This window comes from Exiguobacterium sp. SH4S7, assembly GCF_004336795.1.
GTDB lineage: Bacteria > Bacillota > Bacilli > Exiguobacteriales > Exiguobacteriaceae > Exiguobacterium > Exiguobacterium aurantiacum_A.
This window is the reverse complement of sequence record NZ_SJUT01000001.1, coordinates 503,290-521,355: the sequence shown is the minus strand read 5'-3', so window position 1 is coordinate 521,355 and position 18,066 is coordinate 503,290. Positions and strand designations below refer to the sequence as shown.

General features: G+C 52.8%; 17 protein-coding genes. 5 read left to right on the top strand and 12 right to left on the bottom strand.

Going from position 1 to position 18,066, the window contains the following annotated elements; genetic code table 11:
• Positions 1-160 precede the first annotated feature (160 nt).
• Positions 161-421 carry a 30S ribosomal protein S20 gene (gene rpsT, locus EVJ29_RS02560; protein WP_034778152.1) on the top strand — a complete coding sequence of 87 codons (261 nt, stop codon included), beginning with the start codon at positions 161-163 and terminating at the stop codon, positions 419-421.
• A gap of 30 nt (positions 422-451) precedes the next feature.
• Here rpsT and EVJ29_RS02555 read toward each other — a convergent pair whose 3' ends face one another.
• Together EVJ29_RS02555 and holA are read right to left on the bottom strand one after the other, a co-directional pair.
• A complete protein-coding gene (locus EVJ29_RS02555) occupies positions 452-883 on the bottom strand; it encodes a GNAT family N-acetyltransferase (RefSeq protein WP_131490394.1) in 432 nt (143 codons plus the stop codon).
• Between the two features lie 9 nt (positions 884-892).
• On the bottom strand, positions 893-1,897 hold the full coding sequence (holA, locus tag EVJ29_RS02550; RefSeq protein ID WP_083273932.1) for a DNA polymerase III subunit delta: 1,005 nt from the start codon (positions 1,895-1,897) through the stop codon (positions 893-895).
• A gap of 97 nt (positions 1,898-1,994) precedes the next feature.
• Here holA and EVJ29_RS02545 point away from each other — a divergent pair, with 97 nt between their 5' ends.
• A complete protein-coding gene (locus tag EVJ29_RS02545; protein WP_016508105.1) occupies positions 1,995-2,159 on the top strand; it encodes a YqzM family protein in 165 nt (54 codons plus the stop codon).
• Positions 2,160-2,212: 53 nt separating this feature from the next.
• On the opposite strand, the gene EVJ29_RS02540 is transcribed toward EVJ29_RS02545, so the two are convergent.
• From EVJ29_RS02540 to EVJ29_RS02510, 7 genes are all read right to left on the bottom strand, one after another.
• Positions 2,213-4,345, bottom strand: a complete 2,133-nt coding sequence (locus EVJ29_RS02540) for a DNA internalization-related competence protein ComEC/Rec2 (RefSeq protein ID WP_131490395.1) — start codon at positions 4,343-4,345, stop codon at positions 2,213-2,215.
• A gap of 1 nt (position 4,346) precedes the next feature.
• Positions 4,347-4,898 (bottom strand): helix-hairpin-helix domain-containing protein, encoded by a 552-nt coding sequence (locus EVJ29_RS02535; RefSeq protein WP_131490396.1) that lies wholly within the window; start codon positions 4,896-4,898, stop codon positions 4,347-4,349.
• Between the two features lie 161 nt (positions 4,899-5,059).
• A complete protein-coding gene (locus EVJ29_RS02530; RefSeq protein ID WP_070326966.1) occupies positions 5,060-6,703 on the bottom strand; it encodes a methyl-accepting chemotaxis protein in 1,644 nt (547 codons plus the stop codon).
• Positions 6,700-7,671 (bottom strand): BMP family lipoprotein, encoded by a 972-nt coding sequence (locus EVJ29_RS02525; protein WP_131490397.1) that lies wholly within the window; start codon positions 7,669-7,671, stop codon positions 6,700-6,702. The genes EVJ29_RS02530 and EVJ29_RS02525 overlap by 4 nt, the downstream gene beginning before the upstream one ends.
• Before the next feature lie 156 nt (positions 7,672-7,827).
• Positions 7,828-9,348, bottom strand: a complete 1,521-nt coding sequence (locus EVJ29_RS02520; RefSeq protein WP_070326964.1) for a flotillin family protein — start codon at positions 9,346-9,348, stop codon at positions 7,828-7,830.
• Between the two features lie 3 nt (positions 9,349-9,351).
• The gene (locus tag EVJ29_RS02515; protein WP_083273931.1) at positions 9,352-9,873 is read right to left on the bottom strand and encodes a nfeD-like family protein; all 522 of its coding nucleotides are present in this window, start codon (positions 9,871-9,873) and stop codon (positions 9,352-9,354) included.
• Positions 9,873-10,274, bottom strand: a complete 402-nt coding sequence (locus tag EVJ29_RS02510; RefSeq protein ID WP_131504697.1) for a hypothetical protein — start codon at positions 10,272-10,274, stop codon at positions 9,873-9,875. Before EVJ29_RS02510 ends, EVJ29_RS02515 begins: the two co-directional genes overlap by 1 nt.
• Before the next feature lie 123 nt (positions 10,275-10,397).
• On the opposite strand from EVJ29_RS02510, the gene rnhC reads away from it, so the two are divergent.
• From rnhC to EVJ29_RS02495, 3 genes are all read left to right on the top strand, one after another.
• Complete coding sequence (gene rnhC / locus EVJ29_RS02505) at positions 10,398-11,309, top strand: ribonuclease HIII (RefSeq protein WP_131490398.1); 912 nt, start codon at positions 10,398-10,400, stop codon at positions 11,307-11,309.
• 72 nt (positions 11,310-11,381) lie between these two features.
• The gene (locus tag EVJ29_RS02500) at positions 11,382-12,194 is read left to right on the top strand and encodes an alpha/beta fold hydrolase (protein ID WP_070326960.1); all 813 of its coding nucleotides are present in this window, start codon (positions 11,382-11,384) and stop codon (positions 12,192-12,194) included.
• 345 nt (positions 12,195-12,539) lie between these two features.
• The gene (locus EVJ29_RS02495) at positions 12,540-13,562 is read left to right on the top strand and encodes a PTS transporter subunit IIC (RefSeq protein WP_070326959.1); all 1,023 of its coding nucleotides are present in this window, start codon (positions 12,540-12,542) and stop codon (positions 13,560-13,562) included.
• A gap of 47 nt (positions 13,563-13,609) precedes the next feature.
• On the opposite strand, the gene pheT is transcribed toward EVJ29_RS02495, so the two are convergent.
• The 3 genes from pheT to EVJ29_RS02480 form a co-directional block, all read right to left on the bottom strand.
• Entirely contained in the window at positions 13,610-15,985 is a 2,376-nt protein-coding gene (gene pheT, locus EVJ29_RS02490) for a phenylalanine--tRNA ligase subunit beta (protein WP_131504696.1), read from the bottom strand.
• A 12-nt stretch (positions 15,986-15,997) separates the two neighbouring features.
• Positions 15,998-17,020 carry a phenylalanine--tRNA ligase subunit alpha gene (gene pheS / locus EVJ29_RS02485; RefSeq protein WP_070326957.1) on the bottom strand — a complete coding sequence of 341 codons (1,023 nt, stop codon included), beginning with the start codon at positions 17,018-17,020 and terminating at the stop codon, positions 15,998-16,000.
• A gap of 298 nt (positions 17,021-17,318) precedes the next feature.
• Positions 17,319-18,065 carry a TrmH family RNA methyltransferase gene (locus tag EVJ29_RS02480; protein ID WP_131504695.1) on the bottom strand — a complete coding sequence of 249 codons (747 nt, stop codon included), beginning with the start codon at positions 18,063-18,065 and terminating at the stop codon, positions 17,319-17,321.
• Position 18,066 lies beyond the last annotated feature (1 nt).

Sequence of the window (18,066 nt, the reverse complement as noted above, 5' to 3'; positions counted from 1 at the left end):
ATGTGTACGACCTACTACAACAATACCACATATAGTTTTCAGAATAATCATCAAGTGGTTGCTTTTCGAATAACCGTTTGCTACAATTGTGCTTGTTCTGTTGAATGATTACTTGAAGTAATGAGAACATACACTTTCTTGTTTCAGGAGGTGAAATAACATGGCAAATATCAAATCAGCAATCAAACGTGCAAAAACTTCTGAAAAACGTCGCGTCGCTAACTCGCAAGAGAAAGCAGCAATGCGTACAGCAGTAAAACGTGTCGATACTCTCGTCGTCGAAGGAAACAAAGAAGCAGCTCAAGAAGCTTTCGTCCTCGCTACGAAGAAAATCGACAAAGCTGCAGCAAAAGGTCTCATCCACCAAAACAAAGCAGGTCGTGACAAATCACGTCTCGCAGCTCGTATCGCAGCTCTCTAATTAGAGAACAAACGAAACAGCCGCCTCCGTTCAGGAGCCGGCTGTTTTTTTGTATAGCATGACGTAATGTGTCCCGATGCCTTCAATTTCGAACGGATCCCCGACGATGACGAGGCCGTTGCGTTCGTAAAACCGGACCGCGACCTCGCGGGCGTTACACCACCAAGAAGCGTTCAATTCACGATGGACCGCCTGTAAGAAACGAGATCCGACGCCTGTCCCGGCGACGGCCGGATCGGTGGCCATGCCGCGCAGTTGAAACGAAACTCGTTCGCCAGACAGCTCCCGGTCTTGTCGCATCACCGTCGCAATCGATAAGATGCGCCCGTCTTCAGCCCAGGCGTAGTGACGGGTCGACTCGGCGTCATCCCCGTCAAAATAACACGTCGAAACGGCTAAACCTGGACGCAGTACTTCATGCCGGAGCGGGACCACTTCTTCAAGCAACACTTGCTGCAACATACAACCACCTCACAGTAATGTTAATTGACAGACGAGCGTGTCAAACACGATCTGTTTGTCGCCCCGTCCTGTCTTCATCGCTTCGTCCGCATCGGCGATGAGCGTGAGCGCCTTGGCGAGCTGCGCCTCTGAAAAGTTACGGCTCGCTTGCGTCGCCAGTTTCACCGTATAAGGGTGGGCGCCAATTTTTGAGGCGATTTGCTTCTCGCCGTACCCTTTCTCGGTCAACTGCTTGGCGAGGTACATATTTCGATATTGACGAGCGAGCAACGCCAAGAGACCGATCAGTTCTTGGCCTTGTTTTTCTAAATCACGGACGAGGCGCAACGCCAAATCGGCCCGTCGGCCCACCAAATACTCGGACAGTTGGAATACGTTATCTTCTAGCGTCCGAGGCACGAGATCGTTGACGATTTCAAGCGGGATGTTGGCTCCGTCGCCAGCATAGAGCTGGAGCTTCTCCAGTTCCCGGACGAGCTTGCCCCAGTCGTCTTGACAAAGGAATAGCAAGCGTTCGACCGTCGTACGCTCCATCGACTGCCTGCGCCGGTTCAGCTCGTCATTGACGTAGCGCATGAGCTCGCTTTGGCTCGGCTTCTTCGCCTCGAGGACGATGGCTCGCTCTTTCAAGCGCTTGACGACTTTCTTCCGCTCATCGAGTTTTTCCGCTTCAACGATGAAGACGAGCACCGAGTAAGGCGCCGGCTGCAACACGTACTCGGTCAACCGCTCGAGATTTTGCTTTTGTTTTTCTTTGGCGCCGGTTAAAAATTGGGCCTGTTTGACGATGACGGTGCGGTAGTCACTAAAGAACGGTACCGTTTCAGCTTCGTCTAACGCCGTATCGAGTGACGTTTCATGTAAATCAAGCTGCATGACGTCAAATTTGTCGCCAGACGGACTGGCCGCCTTGACGATTTCTCGTTCCCACGTCTCGAGTAAGTACTTCTCTGTCCCGTACAGGACGTATACGTTCGACAACTTGCCGTTGTGCAACCACGGTTCATTCAACACACACACCACTTTCACAATTTATTCTTATCTAAAACATAGATTATCCTTCTTTGATTCGCTATACTTAGAACGGAACCATTTTAAGGAGGGACTCACTATGCATATTAACTCGGTTCGCCCGCAAAGCGAAAACCCGTTTGAGAACGACGTGCAGTGCAAACGTAACGATGCCATCGATTCAGCAATCGGCTTCATCGTCCCGTTCGGCTTTTTCTTCACGATTTTCGCAATCGGTGTTCTTATCAAATTTTTAAGTCTTTAAGTCGTAAAGCGATTGCCCCGGGGGAGCAATCGCTTTTTAGTTTATCATAGTTTTCACGGCCTGACTGCCCTTCTCACGCTCCCCTGACACCGTCCCCGCTCACAGACGACCATCCCGTCCTCATCCGTCCGCAGCAACCGCCTTCCCTGAATACGGGCGAGCGTGTCTGGATGAGGATGACCGTATCGATTGTTGGCGCCGACGCTGACGACCACAAACTCTGGATCGATGCGAGCGATCAAGTCAGCACCGGAAGACGTTTCGGCCCCGTGATGGCCTAGTTTGAACACATCGACGTCGACAGTCGGGATCAACCGCTCGTTCGCCTCCGGTAAGTCACCCGTCAATAAATAGGACAAGTCTCCGACTTTCATAAAAACCGACACTGAATTCGCATTCTCGTCCTCACCCGCATCAACCGGTGTGACGACCCACATCCATGGATAAGGCCGCTCTCCTGCTTCTAACAACCGCACGTTCACGTCATACGGTTCGAGCTCGTCGACTAACGCCCGCCGCTTCGTTTCATCGGCCACTTCCGCCGCGATCCATACTTCCTCGACCGGAATCAGATCAAGCACGCCCGTCAGCCCACCGATATGGTCATGGTCGGCATGCGTCAGCAAAATGAAATCAAGTCGGGTCTCGCCTCGTTTCCATATGTAAGGGACGACGACATCGGCACCCGGGTCGAACGTCGACCGTTTCTGCTCATCCGGATGTTGAAACACGCCGCCGACATCGATGACACCGGTGATGCCGGCTTGCTCGACGACGATGGCGTCCCCTTGCCCGACGTCTAAAAACGTCACCCGCGGCTCCTCCGACCATTCTAACCAGACGTGCAGCGCAAGCAGCGAAACTGCCGCAATGACCCATCCGACCGCTCGTCTCTTATCTAATAGAATCAATCCAATCCCGAGCAACACGAACAAATAGACCGCATGCCAAAATGTGATGTCGTGCAACGGGACCCACGGACGATACGTATGATGCATCTGAAACATCCCGTTCAACCCGTCGAGAATCGGATAGAGCGTCGGTTCGAACTGCGGCATCACATAAGTGACGAGTGCAAGCGGAAGGATCGCCCAGGAAATCAACAATCCGGCAATCACGTTGTACACCGGAGCAAAGATTGAGATAATCGGCTGGATTTGCCATAAAAAAATTAAACCGAACCATTGGGCATAAAGCGCTACGCTGAACAGATTTGTCCACATCGACCGTGTCAAAAGCAAAAACAAGGTCATACCGACTGTCAATTGAAACCCGAGATTCCATAGCAAGTACGGTTGAACGGCTAACAAGGCTGCCGCACACCAACTGAGCATACGAACCGGGTCGCGAATCGTCTGACCGAATAGCGACAAGACGAGCACGACATCAGCGACAAGCACGGCTCGTGCCACCGGCGGCGAAAAACCGGTCAGCCAACCGAATGCGGTCACGCAGACGATCACGAGACCAAGTTTCGTCTCCCGATGAAGCGGCAACGGACGAAACACCCATCTGAGCGCAAACACGAGCAAGGCGATGTGGGACCCGGAAATGACGAGCAAATGAAGCAGACCCGTCACGCGATAGGAGAACGATGTCTCCTCGTCGAGCAGACGGCTCTCGCCAAACAGTAACGCCTCCATGTAAAGCGCCACGTCCGGACGGTGCGACGCTTCGATCCGTTCGAGCTGACGTTCTTTCCAGCGCAGCATGCGCCCATTTAATCCGTCACTCGGTCGACACCGCTCGACATGGACATCCTTCCCTTTAAAAGACAATCCAGCCCCGTGCGCCCATTTCGCCTCGTCAAAACCTCCTGTATTTCGAAGCGGTGAAAAAGGGACTGGTTCGAACGTGACGAGACACGTCTCACCCGGCCGCCCGAGCTCGACGTCGCGCCCGATCAAGACCCCAGACATCCCGTTCGATTCACCATAGAGTCGAACCGATTGACCGTTGTCGCGTCGGCTCTCGATCGCAAAGACTGAGTCCCCGGCTTCATGTACCGCCGGGTCAGAACTTTGTAACAGGACTAGGAAAACGAGTGAGATCGCACCGACATGTGTGTAGATCGTTTGCCGACGCCACGTCAGGAACAAGGCTAGCCCGAACAAGAGCACGACACCAAAAGCCCCGGACTTCCAAGCAATGAATAGACCAATCGGGATCAATGGATAGATCGGCATATCACGGGACCAACAAATAGCCTTCCATGCTCTCGAGCGTTTTCTCACCGAACCCTTTGACGTTCCCGAGCTCGTCGTACGATTTAAATGGACCGTTTTCTTTCAAATAGTTCAAAATAGCGTCCGCTTTGGCCGGACCGATCCCGGGGACGGTCATCAACTCTTCTTTCGTCGCACTGTTGACGTGAATGCCGTTCGTCGTATCGGTTTCCGGGACTGCAACGGCCTCTCCTTGTTTCGGTACCGTGATTTTAGTGCCGTCTACGAGCAATTGGGCTAAATTAAGCTGTTCAGGGTCAGCTTCGTCCGTCAACACGGCGAGAGACAAGACGTCCCCGACTCTAGCCCCTTGCGGCATCGTATACGTGTCGGGCGCTTCGACCGCTCCCGTGACGTAGACGACAACTTCTGTCACCGGGACCGCCTCTGCTTCCTCCACCGTCGTAAACTCCTCGACCATCGTCGTTTCCGGCTCTTTCGAATAGAACATAAAGCCGACACCGACGAACAAGATGACGAGCAACGCGACGACATACCGTTTCCACTTCTCCATATCGTTCCTCCCACATTAACGAATGTCTCTTCATTAGTATGCGAGAAATAGCCGGCGCACGCTCAAGTCCTAGTTGCTAGATGCGGTCGCAATGCTTGACCGTTCACCCACGGATCGATGACGTATCGGAACGCAAAAAAAGAGACAAGCCGAAACTTGTCTCATTGCTCTTCAAAATGTTGAACTTGGCTCGCCAGTGAGGCGGCTTGTCCTTCTAGCTCTTGCATCAAGGCAAAGATTTGATCAAAGCTTGCCTGTTGCTCTTTCATCGAGGCGGCGACTTCTTCGTTACCGGCTGCTAATTCTTCGGTCACACCGCTCACTTCTTCGACGCGTTTCAACACGTTCGTGACTTCACGGCTCGAAGCGACCATTTCTTGTTCGATCGTGCCCACGAACGAGGCCACGTGATCGGTACGATCATGGATGCGTGTGAACGCTTGCTTCGTCAGTCCGAATGCTTGAAGTTGCGCCGTTTGCTCGTGGCTCGACTCTTCGACCATGTCTGTCAAATTGCCGACCTCGTCTCGAATCGTTTGGACGACCCCGAAGATCGAACGCGTCGCCACATTACTCTCCTCAGCCAATTTCTTCACTTCACTTGCGACGACAGCAAAACCTCGCCCGGCCTCACCGGCTCGTGCGGCTTCAATCGCGGCGTTCAAGGCAAGTAAATTCGTCTGGGCGGCAACGTCTTCGACAAGTTTTGCCATCTTCTCGATTTCTTCTGTTTTTCTCGCGAACTGGTCCATCCGTTCGACGAGCGATTGATTCCGCTCGCTCGAGCGCCGTAGAATATGTTCTTGATCCGTCAACGTCTCGATTCCGGCCGCCACTTCGCGCGTCATCTCGGTCGTCTCTTCGGTCGTTTGTTTCGTCTGGTTCAAGCTCGTCTCGAACGATGTCGCCATGATCCCGACCGACTCGAGCGTCTCTTGAAGTTCAGTCGCGATCGATTGGGCCCCGTTCGCCATCTCATCGACCGCGTTCGTGATGTTTGACGTCGTACTCGCGACTGCTTCATTTTCAGCGGCGGCCGTCTCTGTCATCTCATTCACTTTGACCGACGTGACCCGGATCGAGCCGATCACGGTTTGAAGCGACGCCGTCATATCTCGCATGGCGCGTTCTAGTCGGCCGATCTCATCGCGTCGCGTTGAATCCGGCAACGTGATCAAGTGCCCGGCCGCGATCGCCTCGGCTGCTTTCACGTTCCGTTCGAGCGGAAGTGTGATCGAGCGGGCGAAGAAGAAGTTGTACAGGCTTAACACCGTGACGACGAACACCGTCAACAAAATTGAGACGAGGAACAGGCGCTTCGTCTCGTCGGCCGCTTCTTTTTGCAACGCCTCGTAAAACGTTCCGTTTTTTAACAACAACGTGTTCACGTCGTTCAAGACCCCTTCTAGTTTCGCCGCTTGAATCCGGGCAGCAATGCCGCCTGCTTGAGCCGTTTCAATATTTGCTCCAATGCGCTCATATTTGGCTGTGGCTCGGTCAAGGTGAGTTGAAAACTCATCGATCAAATAGGTTTGATTCATCTCTTGGAACGTCTCCGTGTTCGTGGCACGAATCCGCTCGAGCTGCGTCAGTGTCGATTGACTCATCTGTTCACCGAGCGACGTCCAAAGGGATTGTTCTTGCAAAAGTGACGTCTCGAGTTGAGATAACTCGATCATCTGGGTTCCGTATTGCTCATTGTACGTCTGCAACCGGTTCAACGTCGTCAATACATAACTCATCATCAAGACGATGAGTAAGACCGTGAATACGGTCGAGAAGATAAAGCGTTTGCGTAAAGTCATTGTAACGTCCCCTCCAGCAACCGTTTCTGAACCGCTTCAAACTGCTCTGTCTCTTCATCGGTCCATTGCACACGGCGCAGCGCTGCTAGCCCGATACCGCCCTCTTCGATTCCGAGTTCGATATGGTCGTTGATTGCTTCTGTTTGAAGACTGTCCGCGATCTTGACGATGGCCAAGTCGACTTGCTTTAACATCGACGTGATGACCGCATCGGGTGCGATCATCGATTGATCGCTGTCGACGCCGATCGCCTTGATCCCGTTTCTTTCAGCCGTCTCGAGTACACCGACACCGGTCAGACCGGCCGCAGCGTAAAGCACGTCGGCCCCTGCGGCAATCTGTTTTTCCGCCAATTTCCGTCCAATCTCAGGCGAGGCGAAATCATTCGCGTAGTCGACGATCATTTCAACGTCCTCGTTCACGCTTTTCGCCCCTAACTCGAACCCGGTTCCAAATTTCTGGATCAACTCGTTGTCGACTCCTCCGATGAATCCGATTTTATCGGACTCGGTTTCAAGTCCCGCGACCGCACCGGCCAACGCGCTGCCTTCTGTCTCTTCGAACGTGACCGAGATGACGTTTGGTAACGTCGATACCGCGTCGACTAAGGCAAATTGTTGATCTGGGTGCTTTGAAGCCACCGTTTCTAGATCGGTTTGACTCGCGAAACCGAGACCGACGACCACATCGTGTCCACCTTCGACCAATTGCTCAAATCCTGCTTTGTATGTTTCAGTCTCGTCCAATTCTCGATAATCGACGAACCAATCTCCCGTCTCTCGTAACTGCCCCATGCCACGCATCGCAGCGTCACTGAACGATTGGTCCCCGAGACCAACGTCAGACAGGACGACACCCATCGATTGGCGAGGTTCGACCGTCTGTTCGGGCTGATCGATGACAGACTGACACCCGGATAGCCAAACGATACAAGTCGTCAATGCGCCGATTATAATTGTTTTGTTCATAACATGTACTTCCTCTCTCTAATGGTCTGACATCTCATGTATCGTCTGATTTACACCGGGTTTGAAGTCAAACCTTTTAAAACTTAGGGCAATAATTTGAACGACGTCACGACAAACAAGGCTGCAGACGATTGCCTGCAGCCTTGTTGATTCAACTTATTCTTCTGACGCCGCGACGGTCGTTTCCGTCAACTTCCGTTCAGCAGTCGGTGAGGTCGGCACATTGCCTTTTCCGGCAAAATTATCAAGCAAGTCTTTCATATCGATGCCAGACGACGCTTTGAGCGTCTGCTGCAGTGAAGCCATCAAATCAGTCGCGTAACCCGTGACTTTCCCGGCTCCCCCGTCTTTACCACTACCCGTATCGACGACCGTGATTTGGTCGATGTTACCGAGCGGTGCCGCAATTTGCTTCGCGTAGTCAGGAAGCATCTTGACGACCATGTCGAGAATGGCGGCTTGACCGTACTGTTCGAACGCCTCGGCGATCTTTTGTTTCGCTTCGGCTTCGGCGAGACCAGTAAGACGAATAATATCAGCCTCTGCTTCCCCTTTCGCCCGTTCAGCATCGGCTTCGGCGACACCAGCGAGACGGACGCGTTCGGCATCGGCTTTCGCCTCGGCCTCGATGCGGTACTTCCCGGCATCTGCTGCGGCGATTTGACGCGCTTTATCAGCTTCCGCAGCCTGTTCAATCGCATAGCGGTCGGCGTCGGCTTTTTTCTTCACTTCTGAATCATATTGCTTTTCACGACGCATGATTTCTTTCTCTTCGAGCTCGATTTGCTTTTGACGCTCGATGATTTGAACTTGCATCTGTTGCTCTGTGACTTCTTGTTTGGCCTTGGCTTCTTCAAGCTCGTACGATTGGTCAGCCCGTGCTTTAGCGACATCTTGCTCGCGGCGGTAGTCGGCGATGCGGAGTTGGTTCTCTTTTTCCGCTTCTGCGATTTCAGAGTTTCGTTCAAGCTCCGCTTTCCTCGCGTCCTTCATCGCTTCCGCTTGTTTGATGCGCGTTTCTTTATCCGCTTCAGCCGTGGCGATGTCGGCGTCACGTTTTACTTGGGCGATCCGTGGCTTCCCGAGCGACTCGAGGTATCCGTTCTTATCCCGTACGTCTTTAATCGTGAACGAGACGATGACGAGGCCCATCTTCGCTAAATCTTGCGAGGCGACACGTTGCACTTCTTGCGAGAACTTGTCGCGGTTTTTATAAATCTCTTCGACTGTCATCGAACCGAGGATTGAACGAAGGTGACCCTCGAGCACTTCTTTCGCCTCGTTCTCACGCTCGATTTTCGGTTTGCCGAGGAATTGTTCGGCCGCTGTCGCAATCTCACTGATCGAGCCACCGATTTTAATGATGGCCGTCCCGTCAGCCATGACCGGGACTCCTTGCTCGGTATATACTTCAGGCGTCGTTACTTCGAGCTTGCTCGAGAGCAAACTGAGCGGTTCCGCTTGTTGGAATACTGGCAAGACGAACGCCCCGCCGCCGCGAATGATTTTGACGCGGTTACCGGAAGCGTCACTGTGGACGTTCTTTTTACCTAAGTAGCTCCCGGTGACGATGAGAGCCTCATCCGGTCCGACTGTACGATATTTCAAGACAAACACGAAGATCAAGGCGAGCAAAATCACCCCGACGATAATACTGACTAAAATGGTTGTGTCCATACATTATTGCTCCTTTCGAATAGTGGGTTCGTCATATTCCATGACGACCGCGATATTTCGTTGTACTTCGATGATGACGACTCGACGATCACTCGGAATCGCTTTCCCGTCAATACTTTGCGCCGTCTTCAAAATCGAACCGACGACCGACTCGACGAGCACTTCCCCGTAACCGCCTTCCGGGACGGGGACGGTCAATCGCCCGACCAGTCCGACGAGCGACTCATCAGTCATACCAATCGACTCTTCCGCATTTGACAGCGGTAGGAGGACGAACAAGTATAGTAACGTCGTGAGCGCGAATGAGCCGGCGAGCGCCACCGCGAGACCGATCATCGGCGACACATGGGCGAGCGCGTTCAAGATTAACCCGATACCTGCCCCGAGCGCCAGGAAAGAGAGGATGACGGCCGGATTGAACCAGCCTTCGAAGAAATCGAACGCGTCCGAGAACAGCATGTATAAAAATGTACCGAGACCGGCAATGATGAGTACCCACCAGTACAGTTGATCTAACGATTCCATTACCATCCCTCCTCGGTGCGGCGCTGTTGTTCATATGCGAGCACACGTCGCAAATGTTCGACTTCAAGTGCGAGCGCCTGTTCAATCGTATCCCATTCCGATAACGGCCGGGTCGGATACTGTACCGCCTTCCGCACGCGACCAAGCGTTCGTTCAAGGTTTAACCGATCATACCGGTCAACCTCTTCGATCCGTTCCTGACGCAGTAGTTTTAAATAGTGATCGACTTCGCCCTGTAACGTAATAATCTGCTCTGTCGCCGCCTCCGACGACTCTTGCATCAGCAGGCGACGCACCCTGACTTGATGGGCAACCAGTTTGGCGATCCTGGCCTCGAGCTCGAGAATATGTTTATAGAGGAACTCTGCCTCATCTTGGTCCGTGTCATCGCGCCACCACATCTCCGTCTCACCTCACTTCTTTTCTACTCACTCATTCATACGTATCAATTGAATCATTGGTTTCAAAATGCGCGAAAAAAATGTAAGATAAATTTGCGAACGTTAAGAAAGGAAGTGCTCACTTTGGGCAATCAAGTCATCAAACTATCGACCGCGGCTCAAGAACAATTAATCCAGAGCTATCGCGCTCACGCGGTCAATCCGCCACCACACGCTCGCTTCAGTGCCAAGACGCCCCAATGTGTGATCACCGTGTACAATTCGGGAAAAGTCATGTTTCAAGGTCGGGCTGCGGATGAAGAGGCGGCCAAATGGGGAGATTCCATCAAAAAGGAAACGTCCGTTCCAAAACATACGTTACCGGCCGGTTTTTCCGATTGGTCCGTCATCGGGAGCGATGAAGTCGGGAAAGGCGATTATTTCGGTCCGCTCGTCGTCGTCGCCGCCTACGTCCCGAAGGAAAAGATTGCCCTCGTCAAAGAACTCGGCGTCAAAGATTCTAAATTGCTTACCGATAAAGATATTTTACGCATCGCTAAAGATTTGCACGTCACGATTCCCTACCAAAAAGCGACGCTGCACAACCCGACGTACAACAAAATGCAACGGACGATGACGCAAGGGAAGATGACTGCGATCGCCCACAACGCGGCGTTGTCGGCGCTCTTGAAAAAGTTAGACGAGACGCCAGAAGCGATTCTAATCGACCAGTTCGCTGAAAAAGCCGTCTACTACAGACATTTGAGTTCTGAGACCGATATCGTCAAAGACGATGTCTACTTCTCGACGAAAGCGGAAGGCCTCCACGTCGCCGTCGCCGCGGCCTCGATCCTCGCCCGCGCTTTTTTCTTGAAAGAGATGGACAAATTGAGCGCGACACTCGGTGTCACGTTACCGAAAGGGGCCGGAGCGAAAGTCGATCAAGTGGCCGCGACCTTGATCCTTCGCTACGGTCAAGAACGTTTGAACGATATCGCTAAAGTTCACTTCGCGAACACGAAAAAAGCGATGCGTTTATGCGAGCAGAAACGATAGTTCTCACTTCAAAGATATGTTATATTTATTTTATGGTTCAATGAACTTAAAAACTTTTGGGGGATAGCGTTCATGTTGCATTATAAAACGTACACATTAAGCGACGACCATCCTTGGGTCATCTTCATACATGGCGCAGGCGGGAGTCTATCTCACTGGTATCGTCAAATTCGTCCATTTCGAAAGAAATATAACGTCTTGCTGCTCGACCTCCGCGGTCATGGCGGCTCATATAACGAAGAACAATCTTTGAATCAACCACTCAACGCCTACACGCTCGATGTCGTCGTCGAAGACGTCGTCGAAGTGATGAACTATTTAAATATTGAAAAAGGCCATATGGTCGGGCTATCGCTCGGGACGATCGTCATCCAAGCGATGTTCGAGCATCACCCCGACCGCATCGCCTCTGTCGTCTTAGGTGGTGCGATCGTCAAGTTCAACGTCCGCTCGACCTTACTCATCCGGCTCGGCAGCCTCATGCAAAGTTTCGTGCCTTACATGTGGCTGTATCAACTATTCGCTTGGATCTTGTTGCCGAAGAAACGGCATAAAAAATCGCGGATGATGTTCGTGCGCGACGCGGCCAATTTGTGCCAACGCGAGTTCATCCGTTGGTTCAAGATGACGGAAAACATGAATCCGCTGCTGCGTCACTTCACTTCAATCCAAACATCCGTCCCCATCCTCTACATTATGGGCGACGAGGATTACATGTTCCTTGAGGCCGTCGAACGAACGGCGAAGCATCAACCGACAGCACACGTCCAAGTCGTCCACGATTCGGGGCATGTCGTCAACGTCGATCAACCCGATACGTTCAATTCCATTTCAATGGACTTCATCGATCAACAAGTCGGTTTACTGGCAGCCAGTACGTCTTAAGTCTATACCGTTAAACAGAGACTCACTTCCTTAAACGGAAGCGGGTCTCTGTTTTCGTCTGTGGAAAAAATATTTTTCAGAAAGTTTTCAGAAAATATTGATTATTGAAAAATATCGTGTTACTCTTAGAAAAATCTTGAACAGAGGAGCTGGCGACGATGCGTACACCATTACATAACGGCCTACTGATTATTATTCGACTGAGGGACTGAAAAATCGACTCGCTGACCGAGACGAATTTTTGGGCCCTTGTTTCGATGGTTTCGGACGAGGCGCTCATGGTATGACCGACGCGCCTATCCAATCAGGATAGGTTTTTTTATTGGAGTAACACATATAGAGGAGATGATGGAAGTGAAACAGTACGCAATGGATCGGATGATCAAAATATCAGCAGGGATGGCTAGCGCCGTCCTCGTCACACTCGGGGTCGGACTCTTGATTGAAACGATCGGTAAGATGGCCGGAATCGAGACGCTCGTCTTGATCGGACAAGTCGCGAAGTCACTGCTCGCCCCGGCGCTCGGTGCCGGAGTCGCCTATCAGCTCGGCGGCAACACCCTCATCTTATTCAGTTCGATGATTGCGGCGACCGTCGGGGGTGCGGCCCTTCAAGCGACGGAGAGCGGGCTTGTCCTCGTCCCCGGTCAACCGATCAGTGCCTTGATTGCTGCAGCTGCGGCCGTCTGGTTAGGCAAACGTGTCCTCGGTAAGACGAAGTTCGATATGATGGTCGTCCCGGTCACGGCCGTGCTCGGCGGAGGCATCGTCGGTGTCGGTGCCGCTGCCGTCACGACACCGCTCATCAACTCGATCAGCGCGAGCATCACTTCGTCGGTCAACACATCACCGATCGCAACGTCACTCGTCATCGCCCTCGTCTTCAGCGTCATGCTCATGTCACCTGCCTCATCAGCCGCGCTTGCGATCGCGCTTCAGCTCGACCCGGTCGCGAGTGCTGCTGCCTTGATCGGCTGCACCGCCCAATTCGTCGGCTTCACGCTCATGGCTTATCGCCAAACCGACCCCGGCGGCTTGGTCGCATCGTTTTTCGTCACACCGAAAGTCCAGTTCCCGAACGTCGTCAAAAATCCACGGGTCGTCATGCCGCCGTTCATCGCTGCCATGATCAGCGCTCCGATCGCGACGCTTTGGTTCTCACTCGAGGTGCCGTATGAGATTGCCGGGCTCGGCTTGAACTCAATGATCGCCCCGCTCAATATCCTTGCCGCACAGGGTATGGAAGCGTTTCTCGTCTTCGTCGGCACCGGCGTCATCCTACCGGCTGTCATCACGTTCCTTCTTTACAAAGTGACTTGCCTCGTCGGTTGGACGAAGTTCGGTGACTTGGCGCTTGAAGTTCAATGAATTCTAAAAACAGCGATTCCCACAATAAAGGGAATCGCTGTTGTCTGTTAAGCGCGTACTTCTGCGCCGTATTTGGTTTTGACTGCTTCGATGATTGCATCATACGACGCTGTCACTTCTTCATCAAGAAGTGTCCGCGTCGGATCTTGATATTTGAGCGAGAAGGCAATCGACTTCTCCGCTTCACCGACGTTATCGCCCGTGTAGACGTCGAACAGAGCAAGCTCGATCAAGAGCGGACCCGCCGCTTGTCTGATCGTCGCCTCGACTTGACCGGCCGGAATGTCACGCTTCAATACGAGCGCAAGATCTCGCGAAATCGATGGGTAACGTGGTACGTCTTGATAGACGAGCATCGCTTCAGACTTCAATGCGCCAAGGTCGAGCTCGAAGACGTAAACTTCTTTCAAGCCGTATACGTCTTTCGATACGGCCGGATGGACTTGCCCGACGTATCCGATGACGTTCCCCGCGACGAGAACATTCGCCGTGCGGCCAGGGTGCATGTCTGAAATGACGGCCGCTTCGTACGTCACGTCGATGCGTTGCGAACGCATCAGTGTATCGACGATGCCTTTCGCGACGAAGTAATCGACCGGGATGCGTGTTCCTTGCGAACGGTGATCGTACCAAAGTCCTGTCACTACGCCCGCGACGCGTTCCGTTTCGCGTGGCAACGTTTCTCCGTGCTCTACGTACACCCGTCCTGTCTCAAATAGACGGACGTTCGCTTGTTGACGCGCCGTGTTATAACGGGCCGCTTCAAGCAATCCCGGAACGAGTGATGTCCGTAACACCGAACGCTCCTCGCTCATCGGCATGGCGAGTCGGACTGTCGTCGCTCCCTCACCGTCGAACCGTGATGCATGAAGCTCGCTCGTGAGCGAGTACGTGATCGCTTGTGACAAGCCCGTTCCTTGAAGGACGCGGCGCACTTGACGACGGAGTACGTTGTCTTTTGGCAGGTAGCCTTTCGACTGCGACGCCGGGAGTGTCGATGGAAGGCTGTCGTATCCGTATAGTCGCGCCACTTCTTCCGTAATATCAGCCGGCACTTCTAGGTCCGGTCGCCGCGACGGGACGTGAACCGTCAACGTTTCGTCTCCTGTCACGTCTAACCCGAGCCGCTTTAGAATATGTTTGATCGTCGTTTGGTCGAGGTCCATCCCGAGTCGGTGGTTAATATAATCGATCGACACGTCAATCGTGCGGGCGTCGGACGCTTTGCTTCCGGCGATGACCGGCTCACTGATTGTTCCGCCGCTTACGTTGACGATCAATGCAGCGGCACGGTCAAGCGCGAGGAGTAAACGTTCCGGATCGACTCCTTTTTCGAAACGGGCGCTTGAATCAGAACGAAGACCGAGCGTGCGGCTCGTCTTGCGGACCGAGGCCGGCGTGAAGTAAGCCGACTCCAGGATGATGCTCGTCGTCGTCGCGTCGACTTCGGTATTCGCTCCGCCCATCACTCCAGCGATTGCGACCGGATGTTGTCCATCGGTAATGACCATCATCGACGAATCGAGTGTGCGCGTCGCATCGTCAAGTGTGACGATTTCTTCTCCGTCCTGGGCTTGGCGAACCAAAATGGTACGGCCGAGCTTAGACGTGTCAAACGCATGGAGCGGTTGACCGAGTTCGAGCATGACGTAGTTCGTCACATCGACCACGTTATTGATCGGGCGCACACCTTCCGCGATCAAGACGTTTTTCAACCACTGTGGCGACTCGCCAATCGTTACCCCGTCGACGCGACGCGTCGCGTAGTACGTGCAGTTGTCTGTCTCGAGTCGCACAGACACGTCGTTCGGCGTATCCGTTTCGACATCGGCTGCTGGCAACGTATACGGGCGTTCTAAAATCGCCGCGACTTCATGAATGATGCCGTATAGGCTAAGGCAGTCCGAACGGTTCGGCGTCAATCCGAGTTCAATCACTTCGTCATCGAGATCGAGCAAGCTGATGACATCCGCTCCGACTTCAACTTCTTCCCGGAACGTATGGATGCCGTCCTGTTCGTCTTCGCGAATCTGTTTTTTCTCGAAACCGAGTTCTTCGAGCGAACAGATCATGCCTTGCGAATCGACGCCACGAAGTTTTGCTTTTTTGATTTTAAGGCCAGGTAGTCTTGCGCCGACTTTTGCGACGATGACATGTTGTCCAGCCGCGACGTTCGGTGCTCCACAGACGATTTGGACAGGGCTGTCGTCACCGACGTCGACCGTTGTCACGTTCAACTTGTCAGCCTCTGGATGTTTCGCGCATGAAAGGACGTGTCCGACGACAAGACCTTTCAATCCTTCAGAGCGGTCTGTCACGCTCTCGACTTCAATCCCGTTTTTCGTGATCAAATCGCCTAACGCTTGCCCGCTCAAGTCTGAGACGTCGATATATTGGTTCAACCATTTTTTCGATAATAACATGTATGATCCTCCTTAGAATTGCTCGATGAAACGTAAGTCGTTTGTATAGAAGTGACGAATATCATCGACACCGTGTTTGAGCATCGCCATCCGTTCGACACCGATCCCGAAAGCAAAGCCAGACATTTTCGTCGCGTCATAGCCTGCCATCTCGAGGACGCGCGGATGGACCATCCCACCTCCAAGAATTTCAATCCACCCTGTCCCTTTACAGACGTTACAGCCTTTGCCGCCACACTTGAAGCATGAGATATCGACTTCAACGGACGGCTCTGTGAATGGGAAGAAGCTTGGACGAAGCCGGATTTCTCGTGTCTCGCCGAACAGTTGCTTGACGAACACTTCAAGCGTGCCTTTCAAGTCGGCCATCGAGATATGCTCATCGACGACGAGTCCCTCGATTTGCATGAACTGGTGTGAATGGGTCGCATCATCTTCGTCACGACGGTACACTTTGCCCGGACAAATGATGCGAATCGGTTTCCCGTCCGCTTCGAGCATCGTCCGTGCTTGCACCGGCGACGTATGCGTCCGCAGCAGCGTCTCGTCCGTGATGTAGAACGAGTCCTGCATGTCACGTGCCGGATGATCTTTCGGCAAGTTCAACATTTCAAAGTTGTACAGATCGGTTTCGACTTCTGGGCCTTCGGCAATCGTATACCCGAGACCGACGAACAAGTCTTCCATCTCGTCGACGATTTGTTGCAGCAAGTGGCTATGTCCCGGAAGTGCCGTTCGACCAGGGAGCGTGACATCGATTGTCTCGGCAGCGAGTTTCGCTTCGAGCTCGACCGCCTTCACGTCCTCGATCCGTGCCTCTAACACCTCTTGAATCGTCGTTCGCACCGTGTTGGCGAGTTCACCGACGACCGGGCGCTCTTCGGCGGACAACTTGCCCATCCCGCGCAATACTTCGGTCATCGGGCCTTTTTTACCTAAATACTTAATCCGGACGTCGTTCAACGTTTTTTGTGATGACGCCGTTTCAATTTCTTGAAGGGCCTCACGTTGTAATTGTTCTAACTGTTCTTTCATCAATGTTTCCTCCTCTACAAAAAAAGTCCCTTCAGTCGATGACTGAAGGGACGAATAAACGCGGTACCACCCTACTTGGCCGATCAGGCCCACTTGAGAGCATCGGTATCGGGATGCCAGTTCGGTGTTGTCTCCAACACGACTCCAGAGTGAATTCAGCGCCGACCTCGGCATCAGCTCTCAATCTAGGCCGATGCTCCCTGTGCTCGTTCGGGGGTTCGCGTACTATGCTCTTTCAACGTCTTACCTATATTGTTCGATGTTTCTAAACTATCACGATTCTCAAGCGGTGACAAGATTATTGTAGCGCGATGCGATACATGAGAATGCCGGCGGCGACTGCCGCGTTCAATGATTCGGCTTCTCCGATTACAGGAATGTGGACACGTGTGTCACAAAGGGCGAGCACGTCGTCATGGACGCCTTGCGCTTCATTCCCGATGACAAGCGCGACTTGATCGTTGAACGCGACTTGGTCGTATGACTTCGCTTTCGAAAGTGCCGTCCCATAGACGTGAAACCCTAAACTTTTCAGTTCCGGCAACGTGTCGAGCAAGTCGACCGATTGAATGTTCACATGGAACAACGATCCTTGCGTCGCCCGTACGACTTTGGCGTTAAACGGGTCGACCGTACCTTTACCAAGAAACACGGTATCAAAGCCGGCCGCGTCTGCTGTCCGAATCATTGTCCCGAGGTTACCCGGATCTTGAATGCGGTCAAGGACGAGCACATGCTTCATCTTGCGTTCGACTGGCGTCATCTTGACGACAGCGAACACCCCTTGCGTCTTCTCTGTTTCTGATAATAGATCGGCGACATGGTCGGACAGTTCGAGCACCGGCATCTCGTCTAGACGCCATGAACTTTTCGGACGATAAGATTCGCCCATAATCAATTGGACGATTCGTCCGGCTCGGATCGCTTCGTCGACCAAGTGTTCACCTTCAACTAAAAATTGCCCAGACTCTTGTCTGCCTTTTTTCGTCATCAAGCGCTTCAAACGCTTAATCGTCTCGCTTTTCGTAGACGTGATTTTCGTCATA